The organism is Mesorhizobium sp. WSM4842 (assembly GCF_055901575.1).
On sequence record NZ_CM148372.1, the window covers coordinates 993,763 to 1,019,047 of the forward strand.

19 protein-coding genes and 2 pseudogenes are annotated in these 25,285 nt (G+C 61.5%); 8 read left to right on the forward strand and 13 right to left on the reverse strand.

Annotated features, from left to right (window positions below; translation table 11 throughout):
* Positions 1-26: 26 nt before the first annotated feature.
* The 3 genes and pseudogenes from AC0NIE_RS04635 to AC0NIE_RS04645 form a co-directional block, all read right to left on the reverse strand.
* The gene (locus AC0NIE_RS04635) at positions 27-1,367 is read right to left on the reverse strand and encodes an adenylate/guanylate cyclase domain-containing protein (RefSeq protein ID WP_473485765.1); all 1,341 of its coding nucleotides are present in this window, start codon (positions 1,365-1,367) and stop codon (positions 27-29) included.
* 206 nt (positions 1,368-1,573) lie between these two features.
* Positions 1,574-2,957 (reverse strand): annotated as a pseudogene (locus AC0NIE_RS04640) (nucleotide sugar dehydrogenase).
* A 68-nt stretch (positions 2,958-3,025) separates the two neighbouring features.
* The gene (locus tag AC0NIE_RS04645; protein ID WP_473485766.1) at positions 3,026-4,204 is read right to left on the reverse strand and encodes a DUF3095 domain-containing protein; all 1,179 of its coding nucleotides are present in this window, start codon (positions 4,202-4,204) and stop codon (positions 3,026-3,028) included.
* 74 nt (positions 4,205-4,278) lie between these two features.
* Here AC0NIE_RS04645 and AC0NIE_RS04650 point away from each other — a divergent pair, with 74 nt between their 5' ends.
* On the forward strand, positions 4,279-5,367 hold the full coding sequence (locus tag AC0NIE_RS04650; RefSeq protein ID WP_473485767.1) for a glycosyltransferase family 4 protein: 1,089 nt from the start codon (positions 4,279-4,281) through the stop codon (positions 5,365-5,367).
* Entirely contained in the window at positions 5,364-6,128 is a 765-nt protein-coding gene (locus tag AC0NIE_RS04655; RefSeq protein ID WP_473485768.1) for a polysaccharide deacetylase family protein, read from the forward strand. The genes AC0NIE_RS04650 and AC0NIE_RS04655 overlap by 4 nt, the downstream gene beginning before the upstream one ends.
* 1 nt (position 6,129) lies before the next feature.
* On the opposite strand, the gene AC0NIE_RS04660 is transcribed toward AC0NIE_RS04655, so the two are convergent.
* The 4 genes from AC0NIE_RS04660 to AC0NIE_RS04675 form a co-directional block, all read right to left on the reverse strand.
* Positions 6,130-6,984 (reverse strand): MBL fold metallo-hydrolase, encoded by an 855-nt coding sequence (locus tag AC0NIE_RS04660; protein ID WP_473485769.1) that lies wholly within the window; start codon positions 6,982-6,984, stop codon positions 6,130-6,132.
* Positions 6,985-7,106: 122 nt separating this feature from the next.
* Positions 7,107-7,556, reverse strand: coding sequence for a cyclic nucleotide-binding domain-containing protein (locus AC0NIE_RS04665; protein WP_123148675.1), 450 nt, complete (start codon positions 7,554-7,556; stop codon positions 7,107-7,109).
* A 161-nt stretch (positions 7,557-7,717) separates the two neighbouring features.
* Positions 7,718-10,432, reverse strand: a complete 2,715-nt coding sequence (locus AC0NIE_RS04670; RefSeq protein ID WP_473485770.1) for an ABC transporter transmembrane domain-containing protein — start codon at positions 10,430-10,432, stop codon at positions 7,718-7,720.
* A 9-nt stretch (positions 10,433-10,441) separates the two neighbouring features.
* Positions 10,442-10,807 carry a hypothetical protein gene (locus AC0NIE_RS04675; protein WP_474046056.1) on the reverse strand — a complete coding sequence of 122 codons (366 nt, stop codon included), beginning with the start codon at positions 10,805-10,807 and terminating at the stop codon, positions 10,442-10,444.
* Positions 10,808-10,890: 83 nt separating this feature from the next.
* Here AC0NIE_RS04675 and AC0NIE_RS04680 point away from each other — a divergent pair, with 83 nt between their 5' ends.
* The gene (locus AC0NIE_RS04680) at positions 10,891-11,562 is read left to right on the forward strand and encodes a methyltransferase domain-containing protein (protein WP_473485824.1); all 672 of its coding nucleotides are present in this window, start codon (positions 10,891-10,893) and stop codon (positions 11,560-11,562) included.
* A gap of 80 nt (positions 11,563-11,642) precedes the next feature.
* Here AC0NIE_RS04680 and AC0NIE_RS04685 read toward each other — a convergent pair whose 3' ends face one another.
* The 3 genes from AC0NIE_RS04685 to AC0NIE_RS04695 are packed head-to-tail and all read right to left on the reverse strand — an operon-like array spanning position 11,643 to position 15,275.
* Positions 11,643-12,818 (reverse strand): glycosyltransferase family protein, encoded by a 1,176-nt coding sequence (locus tag AC0NIE_RS04685; RefSeq protein ID WP_473485772.1) that lies wholly within the window; start codon positions 12,816-12,818, stop codon positions 11,643-11,645.
* Positions 12,815-14,059: a glycosyltransferase gene (locus tag AC0NIE_RS04690; RefSeq protein ID WP_473485773.1), complete on the reverse strand. Its 1,245-nt coding sequence runs from the start codon at positions 14,057-14,059 to the stop codon at positions 12,815-12,817. The genes AC0NIE_RS04685 and AC0NIE_RS04690 overlap by 4 nt, the downstream gene beginning before the upstream one ends.
* 1 nt (position 14,060) lies before the next feature.
* A complete protein-coding gene (locus tag AC0NIE_RS04695; RefSeq protein WP_473485774.1) occupies positions 14,061-15,275 on the reverse strand; it encodes a glycosyltransferase family protein in 1,215 nt (404 codons plus the stop codon).
* Positions 15,276-15,751: 476 nt separating this feature from the next.
* Here AC0NIE_RS04695 and AC0NIE_RS04700 point away from each other — a divergent pair, with 476 nt between their 5' ends.
* Positions 15,752-16,717, forward strand: coding sequence for an ABC transporter substrate-binding protein (locus AC0NIE_RS04700; RefSeq protein ID WP_473485775.1), 966 nt, complete (start codon positions 15,752-15,754; stop codon positions 16,715-16,717).
* Complete coding sequence (locus AC0NIE_RS04705) at positions 16,714-17,406, forward strand: L,D-transpeptidase (protein ID WP_123148682.1); 693 nt, start codon at positions 16,714-16,716, stop codon at positions 17,404-17,406. The genes AC0NIE_RS04700 and AC0NIE_RS04705 overlap by 4 nt, the downstream gene beginning before the upstream one ends.
* 256 nt (positions 17,407-17,662) lie before the next feature.
* On the opposite strand, the gene AC0NIE_RS04710 is transcribed toward AC0NIE_RS04705, so the two are convergent.
* Positions 17,663-18,100, reverse strand: a complete 438-nt coding sequence (locus tag AC0NIE_RS04710) for a hypothetical protein (RefSeq protein WP_473485830.1) — start codon at positions 18,098-18,100, stop codon at positions 17,663-17,665.
* Between AC0NIE_RS04710 and AC0NIE_RS04715 the strand changes: the two genes are divergently transcribed.
* Positions 18,021-18,260, forward strand: a complete 240-nt coding sequence (locus AC0NIE_RS04715) for a hypothetical protein (protein WP_473485776.1) — start codon at positions 18,021-18,023, stop codon at positions 18,258-18,260. The two genes, AC0NIE_RS04710 and AC0NIE_RS04715, sit on opposite strands and share 80 nt — an antisense overlap.
* A gap of 119 nt (positions 18,261-18,379) precedes the next feature.
* Here AC0NIE_RS04715 and AC0NIE_RS04720 read toward each other — a convergent pair.
* Positions 18,380-20,445, reverse strand: a pseudogene (locus AC0NIE_RS04720) (BTAD domain-containing putative transcriptional regulator).
* Between the two features lie 235 nt (positions 20,446-20,680).
* Between AC0NIE_RS04720 and cysK the strand changes: the two are divergent.
* On the forward strand, positions 20,681-21,769 hold the full coding sequence (gene cysK / locus AC0NIE_RS04725; protein ID WP_473485777.1) for a cysteine synthase A: 1,089 nt from the start codon (positions 20,681-20,683) through the stop codon (positions 21,767-21,769).
* 31 nt (positions 21,770-21,800) lie between these two features.
* Entirely contained in the window at positions 21,801-23,288 is a 1,488-nt protein-coding gene (locus AC0NIE_RS04730; RefSeq protein WP_473485825.1) for a pyridoxal phosphate-dependent decarboxylase family protein, read from the forward strand.
* 235 nt (positions 23,289-23,523) lie between these two features.
* On the opposite strand, the gene AC0NIE_RS04735 is transcribed toward AC0NIE_RS04730, so the two are convergent.
* On the reverse strand, positions 23,524-25,164 hold the full coding sequence (locus AC0NIE_RS04735; protein WP_473485778.1) for an ABC transporter substrate-binding protein: 1,641 nt from the start codon (positions 25,162-25,164) through the stop codon (positions 23,524-23,526).
* Positions 25,165-25,285 lie beyond the last annotated feature (121 nt).

Sequence of the window (25,285 nt, forward strand, 5' to 3'; positions counted from 1 at the left end):
AAGGCGTTCGGATCAGATCGTGGCGGTTACTGGAGCTTTCTCGGGTCGCCCGCCGACAGCCGCGCGGCATCGAGATGAAGCAGCATGACCTGTTCGGCGTCCGATATTCGGTCGTAAATCGGCTCCAGCGCACCGTCCTCATCGAGTGCGAGAGCACCCGACAGATCGGGTGAAAGCACCGTCAGCTTCTGCTTGATGCCCGCCAGTTCCTCGTTGCCGAGCGTCAGCCAGCCGTTGGCGCCGCAATAGCCTGCGAAGTCCTTACTGGCGAGAACGCTGTGCGGATATTTCTTGGTCAGGGTCTGGAGGCGCTGGACCTCGTTTACAGCCGAGCCGAAGACAGAGAATGTTAGCCGGTCGGTAAGTCCGACATTGCCGAACATCACATTGCCGACATGCAGGCCGATGCCAAATTTTATGTCGCCCAATCCCTGCTCCTTTCTGCGCAGATTGAGATCCATCATGCGCGCGGTGGCCTTGTGCGTTGCCGCAAGAGCAGCCTGGCAGGCGGTCTCGGACTGCGCACGGTGCCTTTCGCAAGGGTAGACGGCAATGAAGCCATCACCTATGAAACTCATGATCTGCCCGCCTCTGCGATTGAAAGGTGCAGCAATGGCATCGAAAAACTGGTTCAGCGTATCGATGTAGATTTCGCGGCCGGAAGTTTCGGCAAGCCTTGTCGACCCGCGCATATCGGCCATGACCAGCGCGGCCCGGATTGTGTCGCCCTCGCCGCGCTTGATCTGGCCGTCCAGCACGCGCCTGCCGGCGTCGCCGCCGAGATAAGTGATCATCATGTTGTCGGCGAGCTTGGTGAGCACCGCCATCTTGGTTGCAATAGCGAGATGGTTCTGGATGCGCAGCAGCGCCGAAATCATGCTGTCGCTGAAGCCTGAAGCACTGTCGGTGGACCAGGACCCGATCATGCCCTGACTGGTATTGCCGCTGAAGGGATGGACGAAAGCCATGTAATCGGTCACGCCCATAAGCCTGAGGTCATCGAAAACAGGAAATTCCGACGGCACCGACGGGTCGAGCCGGCGCCTCAGATGGTCGAGCTTGTTGCTGAGCAGATGGTAGTATGGGCTGGTCAGGAATCTGTCAGAATGAACGCCGTCCTCTTTGCGGAAGCCTTCCACTTCCATGCCCTGGCCGCGAAGCCAGGTGAAGCCAAGCGCGTCATAAAGCGGATGAAGCATCGAAAAGCTCAAATGCACCCGCTTCAGCGGCAGGCCGGCAGCAGCCAGCCGTTCACAAAAGCCCTTTACCAATGTTTCCAGGTCGTTGCCCGCCAGCGCCGATTGGGTCAGCCAATCGGCAACCTTATCCATGAGAATGGTGGAAATTTCTGCTTGCGCTGTGCTCATGCTCTCTCGAGACCCGTCAAAGACGAGCCATTCTCCTTTTGATCCGCCACAACACGTCCGCTAACGACCCAAAGACAAGACCCTCGAAGTCAATGAAGCCGGCTTGGGCGGCAAAAGCCGGCGAAGGGACATTATGTGGCGAGGCTGCCGGCGGAGTGCAATCACGATCCTGACATCAGGCAAAAAATTCGCCGGCTCAGACGCCGTCAGGCCTTCACCACCGTCTCTCGGGCCAGCCCGAGGCGGCCAAAAACATTGCGTGTGTCGACGATCAGAAGAGCGTGATCAGCGATCACCTGATAGTCGATCGCGTCGTGGTCGGTTGCAACGACGACAGCATCGAAATCCTTCAAGACCGCCTCGGTCAATTCGACCGAGCGCCGCCCCTTGCTCGCCATATGCTCCCGTGTGGTCGGTATCTCGGTAACATGCGGATCGTGGAATTCCGCCTTGCCGCCCCATTCCTCGATGAGTTCAATGAGCCGCAATGAAGGGCTTTCGCGGATGTCGGGCACATTCTTCTTATAGGCGAGCCCGATGATGAGAATGCGCGAGCGGCTGAGCGCCTTGCCGCAGCGCCGGTCCAGCGCCTTCGCCAGTTCATCGACCGCATGACGCGGCATGGCCGTGTTGATCTCTGCCGCCAGCTCGATGAAGCGGGTCGGCAGTTCGTATTCGCGCGCCTTCCACGTCAGGTAGAAGGGATCGATCGGAACGCAGTGGCCGCCAAGTCCGGGGCCAGGATAGAAAGGCATGTAGCCGAAGGGCTTGCTCTTTGCCGCCTCGATCACCTCCAGATGTCGATCCCATCGCACCGAGCACGACCTTCAACTCGTTGACCAGGGCTATGTTGACCGAGCGGAAGATGTTTTCCGTCAGTTTGACCGCCTCGGCGGTCGCGGTGGTGGAAACCGGAACGACGGTCTTGACCACGCCCTGGTAGAAAGCCTGCACGAGTGTCGCCGCTTCAATGCCGTCGCCTGCCACGACCTTGGGGATCGTCGCGACTTCAAAGCTGCGGTTGCCGGGATCCTCGCGTTCGGGCGAGAAGCCGAGGAAGAAGTCTATCTTCGACTGCAAGCCGGTTTCTTCCAGTATGGGCTTGATCACGTCGTCGGTGATGCCGAGGTAGGTGGTCGATTCCAGCACGATCAGTTGGCCGAGGCGCAGATGCTTCGCGATGGTGCCTGCCGTGTTCCTGACAAAGGAGAGGTCCGGCTCACGGTTTTTCGTCAGCGGTGTCGGAACGCAGATGATGATGACATCGCAGACGGCCAGTTCGGCAAAATCCGCAGTGGCGCGGAACCGTCCGCTCGCCACCTGGCCGGCAAGGGCTGTCGACGTCACCGCCTCAATATAGGATTGGCCGTTGTTCAGGCTATCGACCTTCAGGGCTTCGATGTCGAAGCCGGAAACCGGGAAGCCGGCGCGTGCGATCGCAACCGCCAGCGGCAACCCGACATAACCCAGTCCGATCACGCCGACCTGCGCGGCGCGTGTCGAAATCCGGTTCAGAAGACGGTCATATGTCGATCGTGAGGCGTCCAAAAATCTGCTTTCCGTCAAGTCGGACAGCCCGTCCGCTCCCATGGCGAGGCTCACCTGGTCCCCAAGAACCCCGAGGCATATTGCGGAAAATCGATTTCCGCAAGCCGTCGTCAGACCGGCACCTTCGCCTTCAGGCTTGCGGCGGCCATCGCATAGCCGCCGGCGGCGCCATCGATGAAATGAACGTGATCGCGCTGCAGCGGCGAGGCGACGAGGCATGTCATCAAGGCCGATTTCTGGCGGTGCAGGCCATAGTTGCAGATGCCCGCCTCTTCCGCCTGTTTCAGCCGGTTTTCGATCCGTTGCAACACATCCGCGTCAACGTCGATAGTCATCTTCAAGCCGTCGTCGAACTTCCGGAAATCCGAATTGCTGGCCACGTCGCGTTTGTAGATCTTCGGATCGAAACTGCCGATCGTCCAGCCATATCTGTCGGTGACAACCGTAAGCGTCAGCAGGAACAATATCCACAGCTTCGACAGCCACCGCCATCCTGCCGGCGCCATGGCCCGCGCCTCGATATCGATGCCGGCGGGCGAAAAACTGTAGGCCGGCCCGTTCACCGGCAACGGGTGGCCATCGCGTTCCTGCCCGCCGGCAAGGGCGATGATGTCGGAAGCCAGAAACTGAAAACCGCGCAAGTCGCGCGACGCCCCCGGTATGGCTATGATCGAGACGATTTCGCCATGCCGGGCTTCGATCGGGTTCCAGCGGCAGGAGAGGCCGGTCAGATCCGGCCGCGCGCCGGCTGGCGCAGGATCGATGCGGTAGCGCCCCGCTTTCATCTCGGCTTCCGCCCAACTGCCGCCACCGCCGGCGAACATGGCATAGAAGACCGCTTCGGAGGCCCGGAACCTCGCCACGCGAACGTCGAGGCCTTGCGCTCTTATATCCTTTATCGGCACGATTGCGGCACGCAAGGTCAGGTCCAGTTCGTCCGCCACCCATCTCTGGACGGCCGCCAGCGCGTTGCGGGTGATCTCCAGCGCCGAGCCGGGAAACGCCACGAGCGCGCCGTCGCCGCCGAAGACAAAGGGAAGATCTTTCCGACCCAGCGCATTGAGCAGCGCCGAAATGACGCTGGCGCCGGCCATATTGACGGTTTTATAGCGCCCAGCCCCGATCGCCTTGGTCGAGCCGACGATGTCGGCGGTGGCCAGCGCCCAGCCATCCGGGAGAGGCCGATAGTTATCGATATCGGCAACGCTTTCGAATTTTGCGAAAACCGGCAAAGAAGCGACAAACGGGTCGGACGCGGCAGCTGTTTCCATAAGCATCAGATAGCACATTCCACTGCTTGAAGGTGAAGTCGATCATGCTTCGAAATTGACTCGCGCAGGCTTTCCGATGATAGGGTCCGGCGATGCGAATTGCCTTCTACGCGCCGCTGAAGTCGCCCAATCATCCCGTTGCCTCCGGCGACCGCCAGATGGCACGGATGCTGGTCAAGGCGCTGGAGCATGGAGGGCATAGCGTCGAACTAGCATCCGAATTGCGCTCCTATCTACGCGAACCGGAGTCGAAAAGTTTCGATGCGCTCAAGATCGAGGCCCGAGAGGAAGCCGCGCGGCTGGCAAAGCTTTGGGATTGTGACGGCAAGCCCGATCTCTGGTTCTCCTATCATCCCTATTACAAGGCGCCCGACCTGATCGGACCCGAGCTGGCGTCGGCCTTTGCTATCCCCTATGTGACAGCGGAAGCCTCCTATTCGAGGCGGCGCAACGTCGGTTTGTGGGCCGATACGCAAGCGTTGGTGGCGCGAGCCGTCGAACAGGCAGCGCTGAACATCTGCTTCACGCAAAGGGATCGTCAGGGACTGACGGATGCGATTCCCGACGCCGCTCTCGGTATGCTTTCGCCCTTCATCGACACATCGGTATTCCGGGAAATGCCGGCACGGGGTTGTCCGACGCGCCTCGTTACCGTCGCCATGATGCGCCCGGGCGACAAAGCCGAAAGCTATCGCATGCTGGCGCAGGCGCTCGGTCCGATCGGCCACCTGCCCTGGACCATGTCGGTCGTCGGGGATGGGCCTGCCCGTGACGAGGTCAAAGCGCAATTCGCCGGCTTGCCCGCCGACCGTATCGAATGGCTTGGCGCGATTGAGCCAGCCGCCGTGCCGAATGTCCTCTACAGTGGGGGAATTTACGTCTGGCCGGGTTACGGCGAGGCCTATGGCATTGCCTATCTTGAAGCACAGGCCGCCGGCCTTCCGGTGGTGGCACAGGACGTCGCCGGCGTGCCGGAGGTCGTGCGGGATGGCCAGACCGGGTTTCTCACCCCGCCGGGCGATGTGGCGGCGTTCGCTTCTGCCATTGAATGGCTTCTCGCCCGTAGCGACGAAAGAACCATCATGGCGGCGGAAGCCAGACGTTTCATCCTCGAAGAACGTTCCCTCGGTGCTGCAGTGGCGCGTCTGGTCGAACTTCTTGCGAAGATCCCGGTTTCATGACATCCGATCAGATCTGGCGGCCCTTGGTGGAAGAACTGGCGTGCCGGCAACGGGCGGACCGTAAGGCAGAGTTTTGGCTGCGCGACGACGACGCCGTGGATCCGACGCCTGCGCTTGATCGGCTGCTCGACCTCACCGGTGAATTCGCGGTTCCGGTCACTCTGGCCGTCATTCCGGCCATGACTGATGAGAAGCTTGCCGTCCAGCTTGACGAGGCGCCGCATGCCACGGTCGCCATCCATGGCTGGGCGCACCGAAATCATGCGCCCGAGCACCAGAAAAAGCAGGAGCTCGGCGCGCATCGGCCGCGCGAGGCGGTGCTCGATGATCTGGCTCGCGGGCTGACGCATGTAACCGACCTGCACGGCGCACGTGCCGTTCCGATGCTGGTGCCACCCTGGAACAGGATCGACGCCGGCTTGGTATCCGACCTTGGATCGATAGGATTTTCGGCATTGTCGGTCTATGGGCCGCCGATGCCGGCTTCACTTGCGGTCATCAACAGCAATGTCGACATCATGGATTGGCATGGCACGCGCGGCTGCCGCGACCATGGCCTATTGGTTCAGGCTATCATCGCGCAATTGCAGCATGCAATCGACGGCGGCGAACCGGTCGGCCTGCTCACCCACCATCTCGTACATGATGAATCGGCCTGGCTCTTCCTCGAACGGCTGTTCACAGTCACCGCACAGACTGAAGCCTGCGTATGGCTTCCGATCAGGACATTGATCGGGCGCAGCGCCGGTAGAGGAAAATAGCTCAGCGCTTTTTGCGCAATGAGACTGGAAATTTGAGCGTCTGGCCATCCCGCGCGGCAAAAGCGCCGGCAAACCTGTCTTTGGCCAGTTTCTCGATCTCGTCCAGTTCCGCGTCGGTCCGTGTCGGATCGTGGTGAAACAGCGCAAGCCCCCGCGCACCGGCCGCCTCACAGAGCTTGACGCCCTGTTGCCATGTCGAGTGCCCGTAACCGCGGCGGCGTTCCATTTCCTCCTCGGTGTAGGTGCAATCGTAAATGACGAGGTCGGCATTTTCGATCAGGCCGAGCACCGCCTGATCGAGTTTGTCCGGTTCGTGCTCAGTGTCTGTGATCACCGCCACGACGCGACCGCCCCATTCGACTCGGTAGCCTATGCAGCCGCCCGGATGGATAAGACTGCCGGTTCGGACCACCACCCCTTCGCGCGGCCGAAGCACGTCTCCGGATACGAAATCGCGATAGTCGAGGCTTGCCTTGCAGATCCCCAGTTTCACCGGAAACCACGGCGGCCGCATGAACTCATCGACCATCTGCCGGGTCGTCATGTGTCCTGCAAGATGCCCTGACCAAAGCGTAACCTTGACGCTCCGGTCATAGATCGGCGCAAAAGACGGTAGCCCGATGATGTGATCGTAATGGCAATGGGTGAAAAGCAGATCGAAATCGGTCACGGCCAACGCCTGAAGCGCCCCGCCGGCAGGCCGTAGGCCAGAGCCTGCGTCGAACAGAAGCGTATGCCTACCGCATCGCATCTCAATGCAGATTGTGTTGCCGCCATAGCGAGAGAATTCCGGCCCTGATACCGAAATGCTGCCGCGCACACCCCAAAACCTGACCAGGAAAACGTCGTCGTCCATGCTACCCCTTCGCCCATCCTAGCCAAACAACCGCTGCTAGGCGAGACAGGCTTTCTCCGGGTGACCTTCTCAGCAAGAGGACAGTCCCATCACGACGGCGAGGATCGAGCGCACGTCATACGTTATTTGGCGCTTCGTGCGTCGATCAGATCCGCGGTCGTATGGCTTAGGCGATCGGCAAGAACCCGCAATATCTCGATGGTCATTTCCGGGAACTCCCTCATAAGCCTCAGGAAATGATCCTTGCGGATTCTCAAGGCTTCCAGCGGACTTGCCGCTCTTACGGTGGCAGTGCGGGAGCTGTTGCACAATATGGCGATCTCGCCAACAATCGAATTTGGCTCCAGTTCGGCAACTTTTATCGGTCCGCTGTCGGAATCGACCAGAATATCCGCCCTGCCTGAAAGGATGACATAGGCGGCGTCTCCCTCGTCGCCCTGCCGGAAAAGGATTTGACCGGCGCTGTAGCTCACACGATCGGATGTGAACGCAAGCAGCTTGAGCTTTGTCGGCTCGATGGCAGAGAACAAGGGAACGCGTTGCAGCATTGCAACTTCATCCTTGAGCAGCATTGTCGCAAACCTTCCCAAAATTCGCGTTTGCCAGACTAGAGCAACGGACGCCCAGATGAAATGAATTCTGTTTCCGGGGTGGCGAGACGCCCTTCGCCGAATCCCTTGACCTTGCAGTAAATTCCCACCGGCAGAATGATCCCATCTGAATGTCCGTTGCCCTATGACAACAGTTCCTTGAAGATACCGTTCCCTGCCAAAAGTGTCTCGGGTGTTCCGTCTTCCACCAATTTACCCGAGTCGAAGACGATAACGCGATCGAACATCATCCCCATCGCCGGATTCGTCACGACCCACACAATTGCCGGCGAATGGTCGTCGCGCCTGGCTTCCTCGAGCACGTTTCGCAGCACCTTATCCTGCATGCGCTGGTCGAGCGCCGACAGCGGCCGGTTGAGAATGAGAAAATCAGGACGCTTGAGCAGGGCCCGGGCAACATCCAGCTTCTGTCGCTGTCCACCGGTCAGCCGCCTGCCGCCGGAGCCGACGTTGAAGTCCAGGCCGACATCCAGAAGTTCGGCATAAAGCCCCAGTTCGTCAAGAATGTCATAGACGATGGAGCGTATGCGGTCCGGCGCGTCGGGATGGTTGTTGCCCACACGCCCGAACAGGACATTATCCATGACGGTGGCCGCGGCAATGTATTTGGCAGGATCATACCGTTCGATCGCATTTTGCAGCTCGGGCGGCAGGTTTTCATAGAAGCGGTTGCGTGCAGCGACGATCTTGCTCATCAGCTCGTCGCTCAGCAGGCCGAAGCGGTGCCGGGGCTCGATATAGGCAAAGCTCAAGGTGACGATCATGGCGCGGTCGTTCTCCGAAACTGCCTCGTGGGGACGGTTCTTGAGCCGTTGCAGCAAGGTTTCGTAGGTGGGTATCTCCTCGGCGCTCATGAAGGCGAGCTGCTGGAAGAACGGGTGATCGGGCGGCAGGTCGGCAAACAGCTCGATCGCCTGTTCGGCGATCTCCATGCCCATTTCGTAGAGCGTGCGGTCGAGGCCGGCTTGCCTCAGCACAGAAGCAAAATAGGGATTGGCCGCTAGAGCCCTGTCGGCCAGTTCGGGGCCGGCGGCAGCGCCGAAGAGCAGGTTTTGGCCGATCGTTGCTTCCTTGTTGTAGGCTCCCGGTTCGAAAGGAACCACCAGTTCGCTCAGCCCTTCGTGTTCCAGCCGGGTTCGCAGCGCCGCACGCAGTTCGACGATCCGCCTGGCAAGCTCCGTGTGACGCGTGAGGTCGGCCGAAGAGCGCAAGCCAAGATCCAGAATGTCGCGCGATAGAACAACCGCGTCGAGCACCCGGCGCACGGCTTCAAAGAGGTCGTGCGGGCCGGTAGCGCCAGCGGAAGCATAGTTGATCCAGTCGCTGTGGATATCAAAATCCGGATTGCCCGACCGGCGCGCCTCGTTGATGTTCCAGCGGTGCTGGTCTGCTGCAGCACCGTCATAAGGCACCGATGTCAGCGGCGCATGCTTCAACCCATAGAGCAGGTTATCGCGGAGACTTGCCTGGAACAGGAAAACATCCGACGAGGCATAGGACATGCGCCGGCCGGTCACTGCTTCGGGGAGTTCAAGCAGGTCGTCGGCGCCCGAAGCGATCCTTCCGCTGTCCGGCCAGTTCAGCCGCGCGAAGGCTTCTGCAAGCGCCTCGGCTCCACCTGTTGCGGTACTGACCAGCGCCACCGTCTCACCCGGCTTGATCTGGAGGGAGATACGGTCGAGGAGCATTGCACCGCCATCGTCTGCTATGGACAGACTGATCGCCGACAGGGGGTTGGTCATCGGATCGGGATCGTCGATCGTCAATGCCCCGATTCTCGGCGCAATGAGACCCTCGGCGGTGAACTGTTCAACAACCTGCTGATATTTGACCTGGATATCCTGCCGCGCCTGATCCCAGTCGATCAGTTCTTTCATCGGTCCGGGCAGATCCTTGTAGGCGCCGATCACGGCCACGAGCTGACCGACGTCCAGCCGCCCCTGGATGACCAGATACCCGCCGATCATGTAAAACAGAAAGGGCGTGACCTGCGCGAGAAAATTGTTGAGGAACTTCACCATGAATTTCCATTGGTAAAGATCGAAGCGGATCTTAAAGATGAGCCCGAGCCGGGCAGCTATGTCGGCGCGCTCGTAGTTTGATGTGTCGTGGACGTGAACCGCGCCGATGCCGTCGACGATTTCGCCAACCCGGCCCGAAAGCGCGCGCGCCGTCAACTGCCGTTCGCGCCCGAGCACGATCAGCCGCCGCCGCATTCGCGGGATGAGCGCGATCTGGATCACCACGATCACGGCCGCTATCATTCCGAGCCAGAAGTTCTGGACCACGATGAACAGCATGGCCGTCAGCGCCTGGCCGCCGAGCAGCACCGGCTGCACGAAGGCATCGCCGATGAAGCCGCCCAGCGGCTCCACCTCGTCCTTCACCATGGTCGCCACTTCGGCGGATTTCACCCGCTTGAAGTAAAACGGCGGAAACCGCAGCACACGATCGATCAGATCGAAGCGGATACGCCGCAGCATGCGTTCGCCGAGGCGGCCCTTGTAGGTGTTGATGTAGAGTTTGAACAGGCCGTTGATGACGACTAGCAAGAGGAACACAAGGCTCAGGGCAAACAGCGTCGCCTTGCGGTCGAGCTGAAAACCGGAGAAGAACTGGACCTCTCCGATGAACGGCAGGTTATAGTGTAGCCTCATGAATGGCTGGGTCGCGCCCGGTTGCTCGAAGCCGCTACCTTGGATCGGGCCGTTGACGATCAGCTTCGGCAGGTCGAAGGACATGAAATACGGGATCATCGAAAGCACGACGATCATCAATATCCAGAGCTGCTGCTTCTTGGTGTGCGTCCAGATATAGCGGGCTATGCTGGGTTCCATATGGACCCCTCAGTTGGAGGGATGCAGGATGTAAAAGCACCTGCTGGCCAATGGCGTATCGGCAATTTCTTCGTCGCCAACGACAAGCTCGAAGCTGCAGCGCACGGAGATTGTCCTGCGCTCAACGATGGAAGGAACCTGCGAGGCGGCGCGATCCAGTTCCGGCGCATGGTCGATGATAACGTCATAGGCATTGTTGATCAGCGAAGAAAGCAGCTGGCCAAACGGTTCGCGGCTTCCGCAGTGTTTTGGCGAATAGAAGAGCAGCACGAGGCCGCCGCTGCGCCGCTGGTGCTGGCGGATGGACGCCGATGGTCCGGACAGATGCAACAGGCTCTCTCCGGCACCGGGCAATGGCGAAGCCGCTTGCAGCATAATCACGTCCGCGAATTAAACAGCCTTGCGGGAGGCAAGATTGCGTTGTGTCGCCCGAAATCCCAACATACAAGACCAATATGATGGATGTCACGCAACCACGCAATGCCGGCCTGGAATGGCACGAGCAAGCCTTGGACCTCACGCGGGGAATTGCTGCCTATGTCAACTGCCCGGTGGTGGCAGGGCTGGCCCGCGTCATCACCAAGCATCCGAAGGCCGATATCGCCAACGCCTTCAACCACAAGCAGGTCGCCTGCAAGATGTGGGCGCTCGACAGGCTGTTCGAAAGCTGCGGCGGCCGGTTCGGGCGCATATGGGTTCTGGGCGGATGGTACGGCGTATTGCCGGCGATGCTTTTCGACGACGCCCGCTTCGACATCGCGGCGGTCGATAGCATCGACATCGATCCCGAAGTCGCGCCGGTCGCCCGAACCCTCAACCGGGAAGCCGGCGACCGGTTCCGGGCGCTGACGGCAGATATGTACGCACTCGACTATGCGGCCGGGCGGCCCGACCTGGTGGTCAATACGAGCTGCGAACACATAGCCGATCTGCGCGCCTGGCTTGCTCTGCTTCCGCGGGGCACGACTGTACTGCTGCAATCGAACGATTATTTCAGCGAGCCGACGCACATCAACTGCGTGGCTTCACTTGCAGCCTTCGAAGCAATGGCGGCGCTACGGGAGGTGCGGTTCTCCGGCGAACTGCCAACAAAAAATTATACGCGCTTCATGCTGATTGGAACTGTTTAATGCGTTTCGCCCAAAAGCGCGTAGCGCGTCGCACGAATCTCGCCAGACGCGACGCGCGTTAGGATCTATCGTCTGTTTGATCATGAACTTTTCCGAAACCGGGCCCCACTTTTTAGGGACCATGTTCGATACCGCTCGCGCAGGATTTGCGCCGAGCGACGCGCGCCTTCCAGATCGAGACGATGCGCGGCTGGCGTCGGTCCCACAAGCGCCTGTTCGATCGCTTGCGCCAAACCTTCAGGCGTTAGGTCCTTTTCCATCAGCACCGTTGCAAGATCGAGTTCTTCGAGCATCAGGGTGCGAACCGTCTGTTCGGTTTCCCCGCCGCCTGCAAATGGAACGAGCAGAGAGCGACAACCCGCGCGCAGGACATCGCAGACCGTGTTGTAACCCGCCTGCGAGACTGACAGGCGGGCGCCGGTCAGCAGGCTGGCGAAATCCTCGCGGAACCGGAAGATGGACAGGACCGGCGAGGCATCGCGTGCGATCGCGTCAAACTCGTCTTTCGGCAGGTTTGGGCCGGTGATCAAACACCATTTCCAAGCGTTGTTGGCATTCCGCGCCGCTGCGATGGTGGAGCTGACAAGGCTCTTTCCGGCAGCCCCGCCGCCAACCGACACCAGAACGTCGAAGCGCTCGGAGGCCGCGGGCGGCGGCGGCGCGGCAACGAGCCCTGTGTAGGTGACCTCGGCCCTGATCGCCCCAGCCAGTGGAAATGTCTTGTCGATGGTTGCGAAAGCCGGATCGCCGTGGACCATAACAAGGTCGAAATGGCTGTTGATCAGATCGACCGTTTCCTCGTTCCGGCCCGGCTTGACGCGCTCCTGAAGGATATCACGGACGGACGTCGCCAGCAGCGGTCTGGGCGACATCGCGTCGATGGCCTCGATCAGCGGCAGGAGTTCGAAACGCATCTGCCGGCGTCCAAATGGAAACGCCTCGACAATGACGATATCAGGCCTGAAATCCCGGAATGCCTGGAGCAGCATCTCTGAACGCCATTTCTTGAAATCATCGTCGATGGGTTTGCCCTGCAGGTCGACAAGTCCGGAAAATCCTTCATCACCGGAGGTGACAGGTGGCAGGGTTACAGATTTTACACCCAGTCCCGGAAACCCCGCGATCGGCGCTCCGCCGGTCACGACGGTTACGTCAAACCCGTCATCGACCAGAGCCGCCGCAATGCGGCTAGCGCGCGCGAGATGGCCGATACCGAGCAGGTGCTGGACATAGAAGAAAGCGCGCAGCCGCTTCATTCGGCAGCCTGCCACTCCCGCTCGAACAGTTCTTTGAGCTGTCCAATGCTCGCCATATGATCGAAATTGCCGCGCACGCGCCGCTCTGCGGCGTCGCCGAGGCGGGCGCGCAACACGGGATCACGGATCAGGCGCTCCAGCGCCTGTGCCAGGGCAATTGGGTCTTCCGTCGGAACCAGCAGCCCGGTTTCATCCGGCGATAAAAGCTCCGGCACGCCGGAAATATCGGTCGATACGCAGGCAAGCCGCTGGCTAGCCGCCTCCACCAGAACATTCGGCAGACCGTCCCGGTCGCCATTTGCGGCGATCCTGCAGGCCAGGGCGAAGATATCGGCACAGCGGTAGTGCTCAAGCACCTCCTCCTGCGCAAGCGCGCCTTTCCAAGAGACGCGACCATCCAGGCCGAGCTTTTGCGCCAGCGCCTTGAACCGTTCCAGTTCCTCGCCGCCGCCGATATGCTCGAAACGCCACGCCAAATCACCAGGCAAGAGGGCAAGGGCCTCCAGCAAGGTATCGTAACCTTTCTTTTCAACGGCGCGCCCGACACTCAGAACGATAACCGGTTCGGCCGGCGCCGAGCCGTCATGCTGTTTTCGCGCCTCGCCGAAACCGCCGAAGCGATCAAGGTCTAGCCCATGATAGCTCAGATGCACAGACGAGTTGCCGTTAGCGAGTTTTTTCAGACGGTCGAAGCCGGCTTTCGTGCAAGTGACCGTCCAGCGCGCCGAGGAAAGCTTGCCAGCCAGATCCCAGTCCGCCGAAGTCCAGATGTCCTTGGCATGGGCCGAGCAGCTCCAGGGCAGGCCACGAAGCTGGCTGGCATAGCGCGTCACCGATGCCGGTGTGTGTGCGAAATGTGCATGCAGCCAGCTCGCGCCTTCCGGCCATTCGGCCGCCAGCACGAGCGCTTGCCCGAAGCGGCGCGCGCGATTGCGCGTAAAGTCGCGGCGGATATCGGTAGCCAGCGATCCGAGCGCGCGCCAGAAGCCCGGCCGCAGCAGATAAGCAAACAGCGAGCGAACCACGCGCAGCGGCTCTTCATGCAGATATTCCGGCAGATAATGGACGGGCGCTTTGATCTCGTCATGCACGGGGTGGCGTTTTGCGTCGGTCGGCCGCCTGAGCGAGACCAGTATCAGGTCGAACCCCGCACGCTCCAGACCGAGCAGTTCCTGCGCGATGAAGGTTTCCGACAGCCGCGGATAGCCCTTCAGAACCACGACGATCTTGCGATGTTGCAACTCAGTTGATGCCTTCAATGACCGAAAGGTGATGGCCGCCCCGCCGGTCGAGCAGTTCCGCGACGATTTCGGAAATGTGAGGCAGCCCTTCCAGCGTCAGATGCGGATGGCTCTGCGATGGGCCGGGCCGGTCCGGCAGCACCTCCAGTGCATTGGCAAACCGCTGGGAATCCTCGGCTTCTTCCGGCAAAAGCATCTCAATGAGGCCGAGTTCGGCTGCGCGCCGTGCTCGGATCAGTTGTTCCTCGCGGGGCTTGACGCGCGGCACGATCAGCGCCGGCTTGTCGAAAGACAGTATCTCGCAATAGGTGTTGTAACCGCCCATCGCCACTACCGCCTTGGCGCCGGCAATCAGCTCTTCCATGCGGTTGTCGAACTCGATGATCTTGATATAGGGGATCTTGGACCCCTTCTTGAGCAGCTTGTTGCGCTTGCGCGCCGGCATGTAAGGCCCAAGCACGATCAACGCCCTATGCTGCAATTGCGGATCCTGCTGATAGGCATCGATGACGCTGTGGATCAGATCGGCGCCGTCACCGCCGCCACCGGTGGTAACGAGGATATAGTCGCCCTCGGGCCGGTGGCCGGGCAACTCGTTCTTCTGCAGGCTCCGTTGCAGGAAACCGACGAACTTCATCTTTGCTCTGATAGCCGGCGGCACATCCAAGCCGGTCAACGGATCGTAGAAATCCGGCGGACCATAGGCCCAGATCTTGTCGTAGAACAGGCCTATCTTGCGCATCACATCCCTGCGTGCCCACTCTGCTTCGAGCAGATGCGGCGCGTCCATCACCTCGCGCAGGCCAAGCACGAGCGTGGTGCCCCGCGTCTTGAGGTAGGACAGCGTGTCCTCGATCTCACCGCGCAGGCCGAGCGGTTCCTTGTCGACGATGAAGATATCCGGCCGGAAGGTCTCGGCTGTGTGGCGGATGATCGACTGGCGCATCCTTAGCGTCTCATGCAGATCGATATCCTTTTCCAGCGAGGTGTATTCGCCGTTGCGCAACTTGATGACGCTGGGTATCTTCACGAAGTCGACACGGGCGCGGTAGTCGAAGGCGCCAGCGATAGTCGCACCCGAAATGATAAGCACCTGAAGTCCGCGGAAATCCTCAACCAGCGAATGCGCGATCGTCCGGCAGCGCTGCAAGTGGCCGAGCCCGAACGTGTCGTGGCTGTACATGAGAATTCGAGCATTTTGTGCGTGCTGGGTCATTGTTGAAAGTCTTTTAGAATTCTCGGCTTGAGGACCGTCGGTGACCCGCACGAAACCATCCTCGCGAATCTACCGACCTGTTTTGAAACATGAGGGCGCAATTTTCAATTCGTATTACCTAAGAGGGTGCATATGCTGAAACCAGGAAGCTGCGTCTACTTAGCGGCCTGCTTGCCACGTGGTCCAGAAGAACCTGCATCATTTCACTGGTATTGACCATCTCGGATTCTCGGCGGCCTTGACCGCCACCGCGGACATCCTAAACATTGGCGGCCGCGTTTTGAGCATCTTCCCATACGGAATGTCATCGCGTAGCGTGCTGGGGCGGCATGTGACGGCGCTCTCTTTGGCGAATGCACTGCCGCACCTTCAGCAGTTGCCGTCGGCAGATGGGGGCTGGTGTCACATCCCGGTGCTTGCCGTGACAGATTGTTCCCGTCCCGGTTAGTTTCAGCACCGAAGCGAGGGGGAAGAAAATGCACAACCGATTTCGGCAGTGCCTGCGCAGAATGTCGCTGGCCGCATTGACGATGCTGGCGGCCCCGGTCCACGCGGCTGATCTCGTCATTGCGATGCCGAACTGGCCGTCGGGCCAGGCGACGGCAAACATTCTCAAGGTCAGCCTGAAGGAACATTTCGGGCTCGATGCCGATGTGCGCGAGATGGGGACTCTTATCGCCTTTGCCGGCCTCGATTCGGGCGAGGTGGATATTCATCCCGAAATCTGGCTGCCCAATCTCGACAATCTGGTGAAGAAGTATGTCGACGGTGCCGGCACGGTAGCCATCAGTCCCATCGGTGTGCCGGCATGGCAAGGCATATGCGCTACCCGCGAAACTGCCGACAAGTTTGGGATTCGTGACATTTCGGACCTCACCGACCGTCGCAAAACCGCCGCGTTGGACACTGATCGGGACGGACGTGGGGAACTCTGGATTGGCGCTGAGGGTTGGTCCTCCACAGCGATCGAGCGTGTCCGCGCCAACAGCTATGGCTATGCCAAGACAATGACATTGCTGGAGACGCCGGAGGATGTCGGAATGGCGGCTGTCGATGCCGCGGTTGCCACGGCTCATCCGATGGTGTTTGCCTGCTATGCGCCGCATCACGTGTTTAAACTGCACGACATTGTCCGGCTAACCGAGCCGCCTTTTGACCCGGCAAAGTGGAAGATCGTGCTGCCTTCCGAGGACCCGCTCTGGGTCTCGAAGTCCAGCGCGCCGGTGTCATGGGATACCGCGCATTTCCATATCGCTTACGCCACCTCGCTGCGCAAGAAACATCCGAAGGTGGTCGAGTTCCTGGAACAGGTCGACCTCAAGCCCGAGGACGTCACGAAGATGAGTTATGCGCTCCAGGTGGAGCGTCAGGATCCTTACGAATACGCCAAACAATGGGTTGCCGCGCAGGGCGCTCGGGTGCACGGGTGGGCAAATCCATGACCGGAAAGCTGATGATCGCGGGACGCGCCGCTCTCCAGCGGAAATCCCTTACGGCAATTGTCGCGGTAGCGTTCGGTCTTGTCGCGGTGGCGGCGCTGGCTGCGGGAACACAGGTTTTCGATCCGAAAACCCGCAAATGGGTGGACTACGACCGTACCAAGGCGCGCAAATACTATGCCGCGCATAATGAAGTGCCAGAGGCGTTTCGCCCGCAGATGGTCAAGTTCCGCACCGCGGAAGTGCCGGGTACAATCATCATCGATGGCAACCAGCATTTTCTCTACCTTGTGCAGCCGGGTCAGCGGGCCATGCGCTACGGTATCGGGGTGGGCCGGGAAGGGTTTGGATGGGCCGGCATCGTGCGCGTCGGCCGCATGGCGGAATGGCCGACCTGGACACCGCCGGCCGAAATGATCGCTCGTGATCCGAATGCGGTCAAACATGCGGGAGGCATGCCGGGAGGGCCTGACAACCCGCTCGGCGCCAGGGCGCTCTATCTGTATGAGCGTGACCAGGACACGATCTATCGGATTCACGGCACCCCGGAGCCGTGGACGATCGGGCTCGACGTGTCATCAGGGTGCATCCGGATGAGGAACGACGACATCACCGATCTCGCATCCCGCGTCAAGGTTGGGGCCAAGGTCATCGTTCTCATGCAGGGGGCGGCACTTTACAAGGGTGTGTGAAGGCGGGGTGTGTGAAGCGGCATTCGGAGAGGGACAAGCAATGTCGGCAAAACGTGCAGTGAGAACTTCGATCCGGGCAATAGCAATTGGATTCCTGGTGGGGCCCTTGAGCGCTTGCGTCAGCGCGCCGCCGCCGCCTCCTCAGGACCAGATGTCCAGGACCCAGGTCGAAACGGCCCCGGCGGACCTTCAGCTGCTTTGCGCCGATGCGGTCGCCAAGGCGAGCGGCGCCGATAGCACCAAAATACTTCCGGTTTCATCGAGCAAGCTCGATTCCAAAACCTATCAGGTCGAACTCGATGCCAGCGGCAAAAAGACAAGCTGCCTTGTCGATACGGACGGCAATGTCAAATCCGTTCAGCCCACCTGATCCGCTCTGGCCGAGGAATTTTGCGACGATCTGACGATTGCCGCGAACCTGGCGTCGGTTTCGGGCGTGACGATGTCGGTGGCGACCAGCTGTGGTGAAGGGTTCAGAAACCCCGAGAAAAGCCCGGCCGACCGCAGCTTGCCTCAAACCAGCGCCATCATCGTCATTGGCACATTCGGGCATTGGCTGTACCATTCCTAGGCCGGTCATCGATGCGGCGTGTTCCGGCAAGGGAGAAACGTCCATGTTACGATCAATTTCGCTTGCGGTTTTCCTGGCGGTCATTCCTGCGACAGCCTTTGCAAATAAATGCCCGACCATCATGGCCGCGATCGACGCAGCGTTACCGACCGCGACCCTCTCCGAGGCCGACATGACCAAAGTCAAAGAACTGCGCGCCCAAGGCGAGAAATTGCACGCCGCCGGTGATCATGCAGGGTCGGAGGCTGCCCTCAACCAAGCCAAGACCATGCTCGGCATATAGTTGCAACGAACGCGGCTTTCTTGGTCGATTTTCTTGGCCGATTGCCGGGCTTTTGTTCGGTTGTCGGCCGGCGAGGATCGCGGTCATGACAGCTTGAAGCAGGCCCGGGCTGGGTTGGATCACCCCAGCCCAATCCGCTTGGCGCCTTGCCGGAACAGGGCTGCGGCGTCCGGCTCGAAGCGGAAGGTGCCGATGAAATCATCGGCACAGTAGTTCGGCAGCGTCTTGCGCAGCGCGGAGGAAAAATTTCGCGCTTCGTCAAGCCGCCCCGCCAGCGCAAGGCAGTGGGCTGCGATCGCCAGGATGATGGCATGGGCGTTGGGACGGGCGGCTGCCTTCAGCGCCCATTCGGCGGCCTCGTCGAACTGGCCGAGGCGGACATGCGCCATCGCCCGAGCGCCGAGCATGCCGAACAGCAGCGGATCGAATGGGCTCAGATGGCGCGAGTGATCGGATGAACCGATCGCCGCTTTTGGGTCACCCGACTGCGAGTGTACAAACGAAAGCGCGTAGTGCCGAGCGCAAAGTTCGGGCTGAGATCCACAGCCCGTTCCAGCTCGATGAGGGAGCCATCTTGCTCGCCGCGCAGCCACAGAGCCCTGCCCATGGCCCAATGCGCGGCCGGATTGTGATCGTCGACCAAAAGACTTTGGCCGGCGGCCTCGAAGGCGAGCGCGCTTTCCTGGTCGCGGTCTCCCCAGCGCTGAAAGGCGTTTTGCCAATGGGTGAAGGACAGGCCGGCATAGGCGCGGGCGAAGGTCGGATCCAGCTTCAGCGCCATGTCGAAGAAATGGCGGGCCTGTTCGTTTTCCGTGCGGGTGAAGCGATACATGTGCCAGAGACCGCGGTGATAGGCCTCCCAGGCATTCAGCGAGCTGGGGGCTTTCAGCATGGCGCGGTTGCGCTCGACCATCTCGATCTCGGCAGAGATCGACGAGACAATGCTGTTGCCGATATCGTCGAGGACGGCAAAGATATCGTCGGGCTTGCGTTCGAACGTCTCGGCCCAGACGATCCTGGCCGTGCGCACCTCGACCAGTTCGACGCTGACCACGACTCGGCCTGGCTGGCTGCGCACCGTCCCGGTGGTCACATAATCGACGTTCAGCCGCCGACCAGCGTCTTCCGGCGCGATGTTTTTTTCGGCCAGCGCAAAGACGGAACCGCGGGCGATGACGAAGAAGTCCCTGAGCTTGGCCAGGCGGGTGATAATGTCGTGGGTCAGGCCGTCGGCCAATCCACCGCGAGAGGGGCCACCGCGAGAGGGGCAGCCGCGAGGGTCGTCGACAGCCGCTTCCTCGACAAACGGCATTATCGCGAGCGAGGCCTTGCACGATGCAGCAACACCGGAATCGGGGAGCATAATTTCCGCTTGCGGGACCACGGGCACGAGTGCCGGTCGCGCCCAGAGCGTCGCGGTCGGACGTTCGCCGCGGATCGCCTGCCATGCCTCACGAACGGATCCAAAATCCAGATCCTCCGAGGCAAACAGCTGCGCCGCAGAAGCGAGATGTTCCTCGCACGCGGCGATCTGACCGCGCTGCGCCAGCCTTGTCAGAAGAGCCAGATGCGCACGCTCGTCGAACGGAGCGAGTTCCACCCATTTCTCCAGATGCGCGGACATTTCGTCGGCATCCGCCGGGAGCTTGCTGACGAGATGTTCCAGGATGGCGGCATGCCAGGCGCTGAAGCGGCGGCGCTGAGCGATCAGCCAGCTGTTGAAATGCGGGCTGCGGTCGATCTCCAGCCCGTCGAGGAAATCGCCAACGAACATTCCGGACAGGGCCTGCAGCCGCTGCAGATCGAGCGTCTCGATGCCCTTGGCGGTGGCCGAGGCGATGTCAACGGCGTCAACGCAAACGCCTTCTAGATCAAGGGCGATCGTGTCGCCTGATGTTTCGATCCTATGGCGATCCGGTTCGTCGAGAATGCCCCTGAGCTTGCTAAGGCACCAGCGAAGCTCGCTCCGCGGGTCATTCGGCACATCCCACAGCAGCTCGCACAGGCGGCTGCGGCCGACGGCATGCGGCGCGAGCGCCAGATAGGCGAAGAGCGCGCGCACCTTGCGCGATGCCGGCAGCTGCACTGTGGCGCCGTCGCGGATGATCGTCAGCGGTCCGAGCAGCCGCACGGACAGCCCGGCCGTTGCGCCGTTCAGGCTCGATCGAGCGGATTCCACGTGCATTTCCACGCTTGCTCCCACGCTGGCCAGTTGTCCTCTGTTCTACCATCGAAAGCGATAGAGTGCATCCGGCAACGAATTTCCGCGCCGGCTGCTGGCATCGCCCTTTTCCGGGCCACATGCCGGCAAAGCAACCGTACTGCGGCAAGGTCTCGAAACCTCGCCGCCCAAACCGCCGGTTTGTAACCGGCTCGTGTCAACAATAACTCGTGACAACAACAAAAAGAGGAGAGCAGACATGTTGCAGCGACAGAAAATCAGAACCACGGCCGGGCGCGGCCGCCTGTTCGACAGCATTATCGACACTGTCGGCGATACGCCGGTGATCAGGGTCAACAATCTCGGCCCCGATCATGTGACGATCTATGTGAAGGCCGAGTTCTTCAATCCGGCGGCGTCGGTGAAAGACCGGCTGGCGCTCAACATCATCGAGGAGGGCGAGCGCAGCGGCGCCTTGAAGCCGGGCCAGACCGTCGTCGAGGCGACCAGCGGCAACACCGGCATCGGGCTGGCCATGGTCTGCGCGCAGAAGGGTTATCCGCTGGTGGTGACGATGGCCGACAGTTTCTCCATCGAGCGCCGCAAGCTGATGCGCATGCTGGGCGCCAAGGTGGTGCTGACGCCGCGCGCCCAGAAGGGTTTTGGCATGTACAACAAGGCGGTGGAACTCGCCGAGGCCAATGGCTGGTTCCTGGCCCGCCAGTTCGAGACCAAGGCCAATGCCGCCATTCACGAGGCGACGACGGCGCGCGAGATCATCAACGACTTCGCCGGATCGCGGCTCGACTGCTTCGTCACCGGCTATGGAACCGGCGGCACCGTCGTCGGTGTTGGGCGCGTGCTGCGCCGGGAGCGTCCGGAGATCCGGATCGTGCTGGCCGAGCCGGCCAATGCCCAGCTCATCGGCAGCGGCAAGGCGCAGGAGCGCGGCGCCGACGGCGCGCCCGCCGCCAGCCATCCGGCGTTCGAGCCGCACCCGATCCAGGGCTGGACCCCGGATTTCATTCCGGACGTGCTGCAGGAGGCGGTCGACGCCAGCCTCTATGACGAGGTCGTGCCTGTTCCCGGGCCCGAGGGCATCAAATGGGCCAAGGCGCTGGCGCAAAAGGAAGGGATTTTCACCGGCATCTCCGGCGGAGCGACCTTTGCCGTGGCACGCCAGATCGCGGAAAAAGCTGCACCCGGCTCGGTGATCCTGTGCATGCTTCCCGACACCGGCGAACGCTACATGACGACGCCGCTGTTCGACGGCATCGAAGCCGAGATGGACGCGGAGGAGATCGCGCTGTCGCGCTCGACGCCTGGCTGCCAGTTCCCGGCCGAATAATTGCGCATCGGGAGCAACGCGGATGGACGCCATGCTGAAGGCCGTCGGCACTGCCAGTACGGTTGCCGAAGAAACGCTCGATCCGGTCGACTGGGCCGATGTGCAGGCGCTGTCGCACCGGATCGTCGACGATGCCATCGACTATCTGCGCGATGTCCGGGAACGCCCGGTGTGGCAGGACATGCCGGCGGAGGTGAAAGGCTTCTTCGCGGCACCCCTGCCGCAATCGCCTCAACCGCTTGCCCAAGTCTATGGCGAGGTCGTCGAGAACGTGATGGCCTACCCCATGGGCAACATCCATCCGCGCTTCTGGTCCTGGTACATGGGGTCGAGCAATTTCACCGGGGCGCTCGGCGATTTCCTGGCGGCGGTCCAGGGCTCCAACCTCGGCGGCGGCAACCATGCCGCCGCGCTGATGGACAGCCAGGTCGTCGACTGGTGCAAGCAGATGATGGGTTTTTCGCAATCGGCCAGCGGGACGCTGGTCAGCGGCGGCTCGATGGCCAACATCATCGGGCTGACCGTGGCACGCAACGCTAGGGCAGGCATCGACGTGCGCGAGCATGGCGTTGCCGCCATCGAGAAGCCGCTGCGTTTCTATGGCTCGGATCAGCTTCACTCCTGCCATCGCAAGGCGATGGAGGCGCTTGGCCTCGGCAATCGGGCGCTGCGCCGCATCCCGACCGATGCCGGATTGCGGATTGACATCGGCGCCTTGCGGGCGGCGATCGCCGAGGACCGCAAGGCGGGTTTTCGGCCGGCCTGCGTGATCGGCACGGCCGGCACGGTGAACACCGGAGCGATCGACGATCTGCAGGCGCTTGCAAGGCTGGCGGCGCAAGAGGACCTCTGGTTCCATGTCGACGGCTGCATCGGCGCGCTCATCGCCATTGCGCCGGAAAATTCCCATCGCGTTGCCGGCATCGAGCAGGCCCACTCCATCGCGCTCGATCCGCACAAATGGCTGCATGCTCCGTTCGAGGTCGGCTGCGTGCTGATCCGAGATGCCTCGGCGCATCGCAATACGTTCGCGGTGACGCCGGAATATCTGGAATCGACGCCGCGCGGCCTCGCCTCCGGACAATGGCTGCATGATTTTGGCCTGCAGACGTCACGCGGTTTCAGGGCGCTGAAAGTGTGGATGGCGCTGAAGGAGCACGGTATTGAGAAGTTCGGCCGCCTGATCGACCAGAACATCGCGCAGGGCCACACGCTCGGCACGCTGATCGAGGCCGAGCCGCTGCTGGAACTGGTCGCGCCGCCGAGCATAAACATCGTCTGTTTTCGCTACCGCGGCGACGGGCTGACGGGAGAGCGGCAGAAGGCACTCAACACCGAGATCATGCTGAGGCTGCAGGAAGAAGGCATCGCCGCCCTTTCGGATACGACGGTGCACGGCCAGCATTGCCTCAGGGTGGCGATCAACAACCACCGCACCCGGCGCGAGGATCTGGACTTGCTGGTGCGGGAATCGGTGCGCCTCGGACAGGAGATTTCAAAATCGGGCGCCGCTCGCTGATCCGTGTGGCGCGATGATCGCCAATGCTCCGAGATTGGGGGGAAAGCGGCTTCATTCCAGCTTGGGTTCCTCTCCCCCACGAGAGTGGGGGAGAGGTGGCTCGGCGAAGCCGAGACGGAGAGGGGGAACCGCGCTCTACGAAAGCCCCCTCTCCGGCCGCTTCGCGGCCACCTCTCCCCCGTTTCGCGTGGGCGAAGAACCAGGTCTTGAGAGGCTGGAGGGACGGCACCCGCGTTCACGCCTCGAGCCAAACCTTGTCGAAATGCTGCTCCAGCGACTGGTGCTGCTCGCAGCCATGCACGCCCTTGCGGAACGTCCGATAAACCGAGCGCCAGTAGGGCTGGATGATGATGCCGGAGTCGCGCAGGTTCTGCTCGATCTTGGCCATGATCTCGCGGCGCTCGCCGGCGTCGGGTGTGGCCAGCGCCTTGTCGAGCAAGGCGTCGAACTCTGGATTGGCGTAGGCGGTCTCGTTCCAGGCGGCGCCGGATCTGTAGGCCAGGGCCAGCACCTGGACGCCCAGCGGCCGGCCGAGCCACTCGGTGCAGGAGAAGGGATATTTGCTCCAGTCGTTCCAGAACGTCGCCGCCGGCAGCACGGTTCGTTTGACCTTCAGCCCGGCGTCGCGCATCTGCGCGGCGATGGCGTCGCCGGTGTTCTTCTGCCAGTCGACATCGACGGAGATGAGGTCGTATTCGTGGTCGGATTTGCCGGCCTCGGCAAGCAGCGCCTTGGCTTGATCGATATTGCGGACGGCCGGGCCAATATCGGCGTATTCGGCGTGCATCGGGCCGACATGGTGGTTCTCGGCCGGCTTGCCGCGGTCGTCCATGCCGATCTTCAGGATTGCGGCGTTGTCGACGGCGAGCTGGGCGGCGCGCCGCACCCTGATGTCGTCATAGGGCGGATTGCCGACGTTGAAACGCGCGACGATGGTCGAGCCGGTGGCAAGCTCCGAATTGCTTAGCTCCATGGCATCGGTTTGCGAAACCGTATCGGCGGCGGTTTCGTGGTTGGTGTCGATCTCGCCCGATTCAAATGCCGAAAACATCGCATTGGGATCGGAGCCGTAGTCGACCCATTGGATGCCGTCGAGCCAGAAGTCGCCTTTCCACCACGGCTTGTCCTTGCGGCGGACCTCGGCGCCGACTTCGGCGTCCCATGCCACCAGCTCGCAAGGTCCTGTGGTGATCGCCAGCGCCTTCAGCGGATCGCCGTCGCCATCGTAGCTGCGATGCATGATCAGCGCCGGATAGTCGGTCATGCCGGCAATCAGCGAAACGTCGGGCTTCGGCAAATTGAGCCGGACGGTAAAGTCGTCGACACGCTCGATGCCGCCGTCGACCGGTTTCTTGGTGGCGGCGTCGACCAGCGCGCCCATGCGCTCGGCGACCGAATTGCCGGCAACGCTTGCATCGCACCAGCGCATCAGGTTGTGGACGACGTCGTCGGCGTTGAAAGTGTCGCCGTTCGACCAGGTGATGCCCTTGCGGACGTGCAGCGTGAGCACGCGAGCGTCATCACTGGTCTCCCAGCTCTCAAGCAGCCACGGCTCGAAGGTGAAATCGCGGTTCCAGCGCACCAGATATTCGTTGCACTGGCGGGCGACGTTGGACATTTCGACGCCGTCGAAGGTGCGCGGGTCCTTCCAGCCCTTGACGTTCATGGCGACGCGCAAGACGCCGCCGCGCTTCGGCTCCTGCGCCCTGGCCGGGGAGGGCGCAAGGCCGCCAAGCGCCAGCGCGCCGGCGGCGCTGACGCCAAGTGCTGCCATGGTGGCGAGATATTCGCGCCGGTTCATGCCGCCCTTCTTGAAGCCGTCGGCGACGGGCTCGGCCTGCGGATGCAACGCTCTGTCGGTCAACATGAATTTCATCGTCGAATCCTCCCTGCCGGCGCCCGGTCGACCGCGTCGCGGGGGCGGATGCGGCCGCCGGGCGCCTTTGTCCATGGGCAATGATAGTGTGGGATTTAGCGGGAAAGTGTTCGGGTTTCCG

What these genes read in the sequence shown, in the direction of transcription:
- AC0NIE_RS04635 (WP_473485765.1), bottom strand. Translation starts at nt 1,367, where the DNA reads ATGAGCACAGCGCAAGCAGAAATTTCCACCATTCTCATGGATAAGGTT.
- AC0NIE_RS04710 (WP_473485830.1), bottom strand. Translation starts at nt 18,100, where the DNA reads ATGATGGTCGGGCATTTATTTGCAAAGGCTGTCGCAGGAATGACCGCC.
- AC0NIE_RS04705 (WP_123148682.1), top strand. Translation starts at nt 16,714, where the DNA reads ATGACCGGAAAGCTGATGATCGCGGGACGCGCCGCTCTCCAGCGGAAA.
- AC0NIE_RS04685 (WP_473485772.1), bottom strand. Translation starts at nt 12,818, where the DNA reads ATGAAGCGGCTGCGCGCTTTCTTCTATGTCCAGCACCTGCTCGGTATC.
- cysK (WP_473485777.1), top strand. Translation starts at nt 20,681, where the DNA reads ATGTTGCAGCGACAGAAAATCAGAACCACGGCCGGGCGCGGCCGCCTG.
- AC0NIE_RS04680 (WP_473485824.1), top strand. Translation starts at nt 10,891, where the DNA reads ATGGATGTCACGCAACCACGCAATGCCGGCCTGGAATGGCACGAGCAA.
- AC0NIE_RS04730 (WP_473485825.1), top strand. Translation starts at nt 21,801, where the DNA reads ATGCTGAAGGCCGTCGGCACTGCCAGTACGGTTGCCGAAGAAACGCTC.
- AC0NIE_RS04655 (WP_473485768.1), top strand. Translation starts at nt 5,364, where the DNA reads ATGACATCCGATCAGATCTGGCGGCCCTTGGTGGAAGAACTGGCGTGC.
- AC0NIE_RS04670 (WP_473485770.1), bottom strand. Translation starts at nt 10,432, where the DNA reads ATGGAACCCAGCATAGCCCGCTATATCTGGACGCACACCAAGAAGCAG.
- AC0NIE_RS04735 (WP_473485778.1), bottom strand. Translation starts at nt 25,164, where the DNA reads ATGAAATTCATGTTGACCGACAGAGCGTTGCATCCGCAGGCCGAGCCC.
- AC0NIE_RS04700 (WP_473485775.1), top strand. Translation starts at nt 15,752, where the DNA reads ATGCACAACCGATTTCGGCAGTGCCTGCGCAGAATGTCGCTGGCCGCA.
- AC0NIE_RS04665 (WP_123148675.1), bottom strand. Translation starts at nt 7,556, where the DNA reads ATGCTGCTCAAGGATGAAGTTGCAATGCTGCAACGCGTTCCCTTGTTC.
- AC0NIE_RS04660 (WP_473485769.1), bottom strand. Translation starts at nt 6,984, where the DNA reads ATGGACGACGACGTTTTCCTGGTCAGGTTTTGGGGTGTGCGCGGCAGC.
- AC0NIE_RS04645 (WP_473485766.1), bottom strand. Translation starts at nt 4,204, where the DNA reads ATGTGCTATCTGATGCTTATGGAAACAGCTGCCGCGTCCGACCCGTTT.
- AC0NIE_RS04675 (WP_474046056.1), bottom strand. Translation starts at nt 10,807, where the DNA reads ATGCTGCAAGCGGCTTCGCCATTGCCCGGTGCCGGAGAGAGCCTGTTG.
- AC0NIE_RS04695 (WP_473485774.1), bottom strand. Translation starts at nt 15,275, where the DNA reads ATGACCCAGCACGCACAAAATGCTCGAATTCTCATGTACAGCCACGAC.
- AC0NIE_RS04650 (WP_473485767.1), top strand. Translation starts at nt 4,279, where the DNA reads ATGCGAATTGCCTTCTACGCGCCGCTGAAGTCGCCCAATCATCCCGTT.
- AC0NIE_RS04715 (WP_473485776.1), top strand. Translation starts at nt 18,021, where the DNA reads ATGTTACGATCAATTTCGCTTGCGGTTTTCCTGGCGGTCATTCCTGCG.